7 protein-coding genes are annotated in these 9646 nt (G+C 61.9%); 6 read left to right on the plus strand and 1 reads right to left on the minus strand.

Features of this window, described 5'->3' with window-relative positions:
* Positions 1–172: 172 nt before the first annotated feature.
* The 3 genes from thiL to NW835_RS05360 all read left to right on the plus strand — a co-directional run bounded on the left by thiL (position 173) and on the right by NW835_RS05360 (position 3655).
* On the plus strand, positions 173–1195 hold the full coding sequence (thiL, locus tag NW835_RS05350) for a thiamine-phosphate kinase (protein WP_414372529.1): 1023 nt from the start codon (positions 173–175) through the stop codon (positions 1193–1195).
* Positions 1196–1447: 252 nt separating this feature from the next.
* Positions 1448–2041 carry a hypothetical protein gene (locus NW835_RS05355; protein WP_414414713.1) on the plus strand — a complete coding sequence of 198 codons (594 nt, stop codon included), beginning with the start codon at positions 1448–1450 and terminating at the stop codon, positions 2039–2041.
* Between the two features lie 84 nt (positions 2042–2125).
* On the plus strand, positions 2126–3655 hold the full coding sequence (locus tag NW835_RS05360; RefSeq protein WP_414414714.1) for a S10 family peptidase: 1530 nt from the start codon (positions 2126–2128) through the stop codon (positions 3653–3655).
* Between the two features lie 10 nt (positions 3656–3665).
* On the opposite strand, the gene cysS is transcribed toward NW835_RS05360, so the two are convergent.
* Positions 3666–5198 carry a cysteine--tRNA ligase gene (gene cysS, locus NW835_RS05365; RefSeq protein ID WP_414414715.1) on the minus strand — a complete coding sequence of 511 codons (1533 nt, stop codon included), beginning with the start codon at positions 5196–5198 and terminating at the stop codon, positions 3666–3668.
* Positions 5199–5597: 399 nt separating this feature from the next.
* Between cysS and NW835_RS05370 the strand changes: the two genes are divergently transcribed.
* From NW835_RS05370 to NW835_RS05380, 3 genes are all read left to right on the plus strand, one after another.
* Positions 5598–7199 carry a LysM peptidoglycan-binding domain-containing protein gene (locus NW835_RS05370; RefSeq protein WP_414414716.1) on the plus strand — a complete coding sequence of 534 codons (1602 nt, stop codon included), beginning with the start codon at positions 5598–5600 and terminating at the stop codon, positions 7197–7199.
* A 93-nt stretch (positions 7200–7292) separates the two neighbouring features.
* The gene (locus NW835_RS05375) at positions 7293–8633 is read left to right on the plus strand and encodes an FIST N-terminal domain-containing protein (protein ID WP_414366074.1); all 1341 of its coding nucleotides are present in this window, start codon (positions 7293–7295) and stop codon (positions 8631–8633) included.
* Between the two features lie 161 nt (positions 8634–8794).
* Positions 8795–9646 (plus strand): ABC transporter ATP-binding protein (locus tag NW835_RS05380; protein ID WP_414414717.1); only part of this gene is annotated, 852 nt, incomplete at its 3' end.

Genomic DNA, 9646 nt, shown 5'->3' on the forward strand with positions numbered 1-9646 from the left:
AGGGTGGGTGCTTGCTTAGAATTATGGCATTGGCGAGCGACTCAAGTCGCTCAAGGACTACGTCCTGCTAACGCGAACGGGCTTTTCCGCCCCGTACTACTCGCGTCAGCGGTGCGGAGCGCTTAGTACGAGGCTAGCAAGCTACCCCGCTGTGTATCCGCAAGGGGCTCCTTTGTTTTTCGATCCTCCGGGTCGTCCTCCCCAACCCAGCGGCGACCTTTCTCCCCTGCCGATCTCGGCAATTGGCGAGGCAGGGCTGTTGCAGATCGTACAGCGCTACTGCCCTGACCAGGTGGTGGGGGATGACGCGGCAGTGTTGGCCGCTCCCAAGGGGCAGTTGGTGGTGACCACCGATGTCTTGGTGGAGGGGGTTCACTTTAGCGACTTAACCACCCCGGCCCATGCAGTGGGCTGGCGCGCGGTGGCAGCCAATCTCTCGGATCTGGCGGCGATGGGATCCCGTCCCCTGGCTTTGCTGGTGGGCCTGGGCCTGCCGGGATCCACGCCGGTGGCTTGGGTGGAGGAGCTCTATCGAGGGATGCAAGCCTGTTGTGCCCCTTGGGGAGCGGAATTGGTAGGGGGGGATCTGTGTCGGTCGCCGCAGCGGTTTGTGGCGATCACGGCTCTGGGATCGGTACAGCCGGGGCGGGCTATTGAGCGCAAACGGGCCCAGCCGGGCGATTGGCTGATCGTAACAGGGCCCCATGGCGACGCGCGGGCCGGCCTGGAGCTGCTGCTCCATCCCGAACAGGGATCCTCAGCCGCGGCAGCCGAGCGAGAGCAGTTAATCAGGGCGCACCAATATCCGCGCCCGCGCTTGGATCTATTACCCCTTTTGGAAGGGATCCCGGATCCTTTGCGCCTGGCTGGCATGGACACCAGCGATGGCTTGGCAGATGCTCTGGTGCAGGTGTGCCAGACCAGTGGGGTGGAGGCGCGGATCGAGGCGGAGCGGATCCCGATTTCGGCGGCTTTGCAACATGTTTTTCCGGGCCAAGCCCTGGAGTGGGCGCTCTACGGCGGGGAAGATTTTGAGCTGTTGCTCAGCGCCGAGCCCGCGCTGGCCCAGCGCCTTCTGGAACAGTTGCCGGGGGCGACCTGGATTGGGGAAGTAACCGGCTGGGATCCGCAGGGAACGGTGCGGTTGAGTGACGGACAACCCCTCAGCCGCCAGCACGCCTTCCAGCACTTTTGAGCCCCATCCCCCCTCTCCCTCTGGGAGAGGGGCTGGGGGTGAGGGCCGTGCGCCTCAATTCAAGTTGAACAAGTAGGCTTTCGGGCTGCCCAAAACTGCCCAAAGTTGCAGATAAAGCTACTCACCCCGGAAAAGGGGCTGGCACTTTAATTCGATAACCTAGAAGTTATGGAGAGATCTGCACAGGGAAGGCAACTGGCCCCGCAAGGCCACAGACACCCGCCAGAACCCTGGAGAATTAGGAGATTTGCAATGAAAGCTATCTTAGCAGCCGCTGTGATGGGTTGGGCAGGGATCCCTCTGCTGGCCCCCTTGCCGGTGGTGGCCCAGCCGCTTTTTGAATTGGGCACCTACCGCCTTGAGCAGGGGACGATCATTCCCGTCGGCAGCCTCAGCAGCGAAGGGCCGCAATACTTTTATCCAGACACCATCTATCCCCTGGAAGTGGCCGTCACGCAAAACATTTTCGACAACCAGGGGCGTTTGGTGATCCCGGCTGGCAGCCGCGTCTTCGGGCAGATGGAGCCGGCGCCGGGCGGATCCCGCTTTGTTGCCACTGCCATCGTCCTCGGGGGTCGCACCTATAGCCTGCGGGCTGTTTCCAACATTCTTCACGACGAGAAAGATCCCCGGCAGTATTCGGCTGAGGCCATCGCCCAGGATGCGGCCATTGGGGCAGCCGCAGGCACCCTTTTGGGAGCCATCACCGGCGGTGTCTCGGCGGGCAATGTCCTGGGAGGGGCAGCGGCTGGCGTAGTGGTAGGCAATGTTACCGCTCCCCAGGTGGTGGTGCTGCGCCCCGGCCAATCTTTTAATCTGACCTTGGAAGCGCCGCTCACCCTGTAACCCTCGGCTCCTGTTCCAAGGCAGGGGTGGAGATCTGGCAACTTGTGATTTACTGGATAGGCAAGTTGCAGCTCCCGTGTCTCTATGCCTGCAGAATCTAAGTCCACTCCTGTCTTGCACACCACAGAGCACACGTTCAACGCCGGGGGGGAGTCCTTCCCCTACAGGGCGGTGGCTGGCTGGCAGACGCTCTTCCGCCGAGAAAAGCCGGTGGCCGAGATCTTTCACGTCGCTTATCTGAGGCAGGATTCTGACTCCCCGCACCGCCCGCTGACTTTTGTTTTCAACGGCGGGCCGGGGGCCGCCTCTGCCTATTTGCACATGGGATCCCTGGGGCCGAGACGGATTTGCTTTGGGCCCAACGGCAGCCTGCCGCCCTCGCCGGTGCAACTGGTGGATAACGCCGAAAGTTGGCTGCTGTTTTCTGATTTGGTCTTCGTCGATCCGGTGGGGACAGGCTTTAGCCGCGCCCTGCCCAAGGAGTCTCAAGACGCCAAAAGTTCTCAGGAAAAATCCGATCCGGCGGCCAAGCCCACTCAGCCGGAGGAGAAGGAGGAGGAGCCCCCCAAAGAAGCACCCTTCTGGGACGTGGAGCGGGATTTGCAATCTTTGGGCGAGTTTATCCAGGGCTTCCTCTCGCGGTATAAGCGCTGGCTCTCTCCCATTTTCATTGCCGGTGAGAGCTACGGGGGATTTCGGGTGGCGCGGCTGGCCAAGGAGCTGCAAGCCAAGTTTGGGGTGGGCCTGTCAGGAGCGATTCTCATCTCGCCGGCCATCGAGTTCGGGCTGCTGGAGACCACCGATTACAACCTCAGCACCTGGGCAACCCTGTTCCCCTCCTATGTAGCCACGGCAGCCTATCACGGGCGGTGTGGCTGGGGGGAGGATTTGCAGATCTTGCTGCCCAAAGCAGAAGGCTTTGCCCGCCAGCGGCTGTTGCCTCTTTTGGCCATGGGGGAGGCGATGCCAGAGGCAGAGCGGCAGGCCATCTACACAGAGATGGCGGCAGGGATCGGACTCTCACCTGAGTATGTGGCCCACAAAGGCGGTCGGATCGACCCGGCCAGCTTTGCCCGCGAGCTGTTGCGCTCCCAGCGGCTGGTGTTGGGGCTGTACGATGCTTCCGTCACCACGGTGGATCCCTTTCCGGATCGGCCTACCTTCGAGGGATCCGATCCCACCTTGGATGGGGTGGATCGCCTCTTTACCGCCGCCATCAACAGCCACCTGCGGGAGACCCTCCAGGTGGACACAGACTTGACCTACCACCTCCTGAACTTAGAGGTGTTCAAGTCCTGGCGGTTTACCCCCAAAGGGGAACTCAAGCAAGGGTTTATTGGCGCCATGGACGAGCTGCGCAGCAGCATGGCCCTCAATCCCCACCTGCGGGTGGGCATTCACCACGGCTTCTACGACCTGGTCACCCCTTACTTTGCCTCCGACCACCTGGTGGACTTGATGAAGCTGGATCCCCGCCTCAAGGCCAACCTTCTCTTGCGCCACTACCGCGGCGGCCACATGTTCTACACCTGGGATCCCTCGCGAGTGGAGTGGTTTGCCGAGATGCGCCAGTTCTACCGCCAGGCCGTTTCCGGCCTAAGGATCCCTTCGTGATGGGCAACCCCTACTCCCGCAGCCACCGGGTGGTGCCGTCTTTTTGGTCGATGAGGGTGATCCCCAGGGCCTTTAACTGCTCCCGGATTCGATCCGCCTCGGCAAAGTTTTTCGCCCTGCGGGCTGCCGTGCGTTGGGCCACCAGCTCCTCAATCTGCTTTTCTTCGAGGGGTGGAAGCTTGGCCAGTTCCCCATTGGCGACGGCTTTCTCAGATCCCTGGGCGGTGGCAGGCTGGGGCCAGCAGAAGCCCAGCGTGGCCAAGATCTCCAGCAGGGCGGCGCTCTTCTGCCTCAGCACCTGCGGCTGCAGGTGGGTGTGGCCCTGGTGGGTCAAGAGGTTGTGCTCACGGATCAGTTCTTTGGCCAGCTCAAAAGCAAGGGCCAGCGCCCCAGGGGTGCCAAAATCATCGTCCATGGCCGCCTGAAAGGCTTGCATCGCCTCGCAATCGGGAGATACCGTCTGGCAAAACTGCTGGGCGCAGTGGATCCCTTTTTGGAGAGTTTCCCAGCCGTGGCTGGCCGCCTGCATCGCCGCCTCGGTGAGGTCAATCGGGCTGCGGTAATGGGTCTGGAGCAGGAACAGCCGCAGGGCCATGGGGTGATAGACGGCAAGCGCCTGGCGTAGGGTGGTGAAGTTGCCCAAAGATTTGGACATCTTCTGGCCGTTGATGTTGACAAAGCCGTTGTGCAGCCAGTACCTGGCCAGCGGCTTGCCGGTAATCGGCTCCGATTGGGCCAGCTCGTTCTCGTGGTGGGGAAAAATGAGATCCGCTCCGCCGGCGTGAATGTCGATGTGATCCCCCAGAGTCTCTCGCACCATAGCCGAGCATTCGATGTGCCAGCCCGGACGTCCCCAACCCCAAGGGGACTCAAACCCCGGCTCGGAAGGGGGAGCCGCCTTCCAAAGAGCAAAATCGAAGGGATCCTGTTTGCCAGCCCCTTCCTCCCCCACCCGGCCACTGGCCCCTGCCTCCAGCTCCTCTAGCTTGCGACCGGAGAGCTGGCCGTAGTCCGGGAATTTACGGACGGCGTAGTAGACATCGTAAGCAGGGATCTCCGCCTGAGGGGCAAGGGGATCCCGTACCCGGTAGGCAAAGCCCTTGAGCTCCAGCGATTGGATCAGCTCGAACATCGCCCGCAGCGATCGGGTTGCCCTGGGGTAGAGATCGGCCCGCTTGATGTTGAGGCGATCCATATCTTGGAAATACTCGGCGATGAAGCGTTCCGCCACCGCCTGCATCGATTCGCCCCGCTCTAAGGCCCGCTTGAGGATCTTGTCGTCCACATCGGTAAAGTTCTGCACATACTTCACCCGGTAGCCCCGCCACTCCAGGTAACGACGCACCATGTCCCACACTACATAGGTGCGCGCGTGGCCGAGGTGGCAGAGATCGTAAACTGTAACGCCGCAGACATACATCCGCACCAGGGGCTTCTCCCCGCCAGCCGCCTCGTCGGCAGACATGGGCTCAGAGCCACCGGCTGACAGGGGCTGAAACACTTCCTTACGGCGAGTCAAGGTGTTGTAGACAACTAAAGTCATGGAGAGTCCTGGTTTGTAGTTTCAGCTACAGCAAAGCGGGCTTTATCTTCCAGGTAAGCACGATGGCACATTCTGTCCTGCATCAGATAAGGCTCGACAAAATCTCAACGGGCCGGGGGCTGCAATCATTGGGGGACAAGCATCTCAGCTGAAACTACCTGTGAAGACTTGTCTAGATTTATTAACTACGGTACTCTAACCTGAGTGCGAACCAATCTGTTCATTATCGAACTGCGCTTGGGCTTCGCCAGTCTTGGTGGAGCTTGCTGCAAGGGGACGCTGGCCTCAATTTTGACATCTTCTCTTCCACTCTAGTATCAGCCTATTGGTGTGAGGATGCCCCAAAGATTGACGTTCTCAAATGCCCAGAGGAGTGAGCTGGACATCCAGGGTGCTGCCGTGAGCACCCTTTCTCCGCCCGAGGATCCGGCAGGGATCCCGACCGCTCAGGAGCGGGCTGCCGAGGGGTGGGAGCCGGCACTTCTCTCTGCCCCGTCAAGACTCCGGTGGGCTGGCTTAGCCCTTTCTCTCAGCTTAACGGGCATGGTGTGGCTCCTAAAGCTGGAGGCGGATCCCTGCGCCGATGCCCTGGAAGAGTCGGGGCCGGCCCCCTCCGATGAGCCAGCCGAGCCAGAAAATCCAGATCCCTCGACCTTGGCTCCGGCGCGACGGGGCTATCCGATGTGGACCACCGGCCTCTTGCTCATGTTGGGCTTGGCGGGGGCGGCCACGCTGCATCAACGTCAGCTTTCTCGCCACCCCTGGGGATCCCAGCTGGCGGAGCCGATTCCGCCCTCGGTGCACACGCTGTCCGGCGCCCTGCAGCAGAACTACGAGCAAAAAAAAGCCCGACTGCGGCAAGCCTTCGAGGCTGGCCAGATCCCAAGCGGGGAAGGGCCTCGAGGCATTCTCGAGCATGAGGTGCAGCCGGGAGAAACCCTCTGGCAACTAACCCAGATGTACCAGCTCGATGCTGCCGCCATCACTGTCTCCAACGGCATTCAAGCCAGTACACCGCTGCAGCCAGGGCAGAAGTTGCTGATCCCCAGCCAGCCAGGATTGATCTACAGCGTCAAGCCAGGGGACACCCTGGAAGACATTGCCAACCGCTATCGGGTTCCGCAGCAGCGGATCATCGAGGCAACCCCCCTGGATCGGCCGGAGTATCTGCGCATTGGCCAACGACTGCTCATCCCTGGCGATGTGGGCGAGCTAATCCGGCGCGAGAAAGAGAGGATCGCCGCCCAGAAGGCCCGCGAGGCGGAAGAACGCCGCCGCCAGGAGGAAGAGGCGCAACGCCAAGCCGAGGAGCAAGCTCGATTACAGGCCGAGCAGCAGCGCCGGGCCCAGCAGATGCAGCAAGAACGGCAGGCCCTCTTGGCCGGTGGCTCCCTGACCCACACGGTGGGAGCCGGTGACACCATCGAGCGGATCGCCGCTCGCTATGGGGTAACGCAGCGGTCGATTATCCAGGCTAACAATCTGCGCAATCCCCATTGGCTGCGCATTGGCCAACGCCTGACGATTCCGGCGCCAGGCACGCAGCCCCCGATCCCAGCTCCTGCCCGACAAGCCCGGAGACAATCCCAAGCTCGGCCAGCGCCGCCAGCTCCTCCCCGGGCCCGCAGCAGTGGCTTCATCTGGCCGGTTGCCGGGCCAATCACCTCTGGCTTTGGCTACCGTCGCGGTCGCTTCCACGCGGGGGTCGATATTCCCGGCCCGGTGGGATCCCCCATTGTAGCTGTGCAGGAGGGGGAGGTCATTTTTGCCGGCAATTCCGGAGATGGCTATGGCAATCGCGTGGATATTCGCCATCCCAACGGGATCGTCACCCGCTACGCCCACGGCCATCAGATCTATGTGTCCAAGGGCCAGTACGTGCAGCAGGGGCAGACGATCATGAGCCGGGGCAATACGGGTCGCAGCACAGGGCCGCACCTGCACTTTGAAGTCCGCCCTGGTGGGGGCGCACCTGTGGATCCGCGGCCCTATCTGCCCTAAACACCTTGCAAACAAGAGGCTACGCAGAACAGCCAGTCCTGGGCATAAATTGCTAGCTTAAAAAAGCAAACTCCAGACCGTAGGAACACGCCGATGCAGTGGGTGAACGCGCTCTCCCAGCTTCCTTCTCTGGAAGCGGCTCTGCGGCAGGTGGTGGAGGAAGCCAAGGCTAAGCTTCAGGCAGCTCAACTGAAGAGCGTCCTGACGCGACAGGTGCAGGCAGTGGGGTCCGGCAGCTTGCCGGGGCTGCTCACCGGGTACGTTCCCCCGCAGCCGCTGCGGCCCAACTTAGGGATCCTGTTTGTGTCGGCGGCCTTTGCCAGCGAATACATTCGCGTGTTGCCACTGCTGTCGGATCTGCTGGAGGTGGACGTTTTGATTGGCTGCTCCGGCGGTGGTATCGTGGGTGGGGGGCAGGAAATTGAAGATGGGCCGGCCCTGTCGCTGTCTTTGGCGGTGCTGCCGGATGTGGCCTTGCACCCGTTTCATCTGCGGGGGGAACAACTGCCCGACTTGGATGCACCTCCTGCGGCGTGGATTGATCTGGTGGGGGTTGCGCCGCAGGCCCAGCCCCATTTCTTGCTCTTGGCGGATGGATTTTCCTCTCGGATCTCTGAACTGTTGCAAGGGCTGGATTTTGCCTATCCGGGGGCGGTCAAGGTGGGGGGATTGGCCAGTGGCGGCCGCGCTCCTCGCGGCAATGCTCTGTTTTTGCTGGATGCGCGTACCCCTACGCCCCGGCGGGAGCTGTATCGGGAAGGCACGGTGGGGCTGGCCCTCTCTGGCAACGTGGTGCTAGATGCGGTGGTGGCCCAGGGATGTCGCCCGATTGGGGATCCCTTGCGTGTCACCGAAGCGGAGGGGAACGTGATCCTCAGCTTGGAAGGTCGCCCTCCTTTGGTGGTCTTAAGGGATTTAGCCGAACGGCTCAGCCCGTCAGATCAACGCTTGGCCCGCCAAGCTCTCTTCATCGGCCTGCTGATGGACGAATTCAAATCCGAACCGACGCCGGGAGACTTTCTCATTCGGGTGATTCTGGGCGTTGACCCACGCCTGGGGGCAATGGCCATTGGGGATCGGGTGCGCCCCGGCCAGACGGTGCAGTTTCATCTGCGGGATGCCCAGACTTCGGCAGAGGATCTCCGGTGGGCCCTCAGTCGTTATTGTGTCGAGCGCAACTTGGGGCAAAGTTATTCGTCAGAGCGCCCCTCCCAGCCGCAACCAGAGCCCTGTGGGGCGCTGATGTTCTCCTGTTTGGGGCGAGGCAAAGGGCTGTACGGCACTCCCAACCATGACTCGCAGCGGTTTCGGGAATTGCTGGGGGACTTGCCGCTGGGGGGGTTTTTTTGCAATGGGGAGATCGGCCCGGTTGGGGGCTCCACCTTTTTACACGGCTACACCTCCTGCTTTGGAATCTTCTGGCCCGCCCGCTAAGGTTTTGGCCATCCTGAGCAGGAGCTGAGCCGAGTCTGTAGCTGAGACCCAGACTCCCTCAGTGACGCTGCCGAAGTCCCGCAGCTGCCCCAGCGGGAAAAGAAGGGAAGCTGGAGGGGTGGTCTATAATCCTGCCAATCCCTCGATCGCCGCCCTCAGCCATGGCCGATGTCGCTCCGGTTGTCACTTCTGCCCTTCTGACTGTTCAGGGGTTGCGGGTTTTCTTGCCCAGCCGCACTGCCGGCAGCAGCCAGACAGAATGCTTGGGATCCCTGGTGGTGGATGGGCTGTCCTTTCAACTGGGGGCCGGACAAGTCCTGGGCCTAGTGGGGGAATCGGGATCCGGCAAGACCATGACCGCCCTGACGCTGATAGACTTGCTGCCCAGCTCCGCCCGGGTGGAAGGCACCATTCTCTTTCAGGGCCCCCAGGGAACGGTGGACTGGCTGCGGCTGGATCCTCGGCAACGGCGGCGCTACCGCGGCTCCCAGATCGCCATGATCTTTCAGGAGCCGAGCACCGCCCTCAACCCCCTCTACACCTGTGGTCAGCAGTTGCGGGAAACCCTGAGAACCCATACCTCCCTCCCCCCGGCGGAGATCCACGCCCGGGCGATCCGCCTGTTCGAGGAAGTGCAGCTTTCCCCGCACCTGCTGGAGCGCTATCCCCATCAGCTCTCCGGCGGCCAAATCCAGCGGGCAGCCATCGCTTGTGCGATCGCCTCTAACCCTAAGCTGTTGATTGCTGATGAGCCGACTACCGCCTTGGATGTGACGGTACAGGCGGAGATTTTGCGCCTGCTCCGGGATCTGCAACAACAGCGGCAGATGGCCATTCTGTTTATCACCCACGACCTCAACCTGGTGGCCGAATTGGCGGATCAGGTGGTGGTGATGTGCCGGGGCCAGGCTGTCGAACAGGGAGCAGTGAGCCAAATTTTTTGCCAGCCCCAGCACCCCTACACCCGTGGCCTGCTAGCCTGTCGCCCACCGTTGGAGCGGCGGTTGCGGCGG

This window comes from Synechococcus sp. OH2 (genome assembly GCF_047462155.1).
Classification (GTDB): Bacteria; Cyanobacteriota; Cyanobacteriia; order Thermostichales; family Thermostichaceae; genus Thermostichus.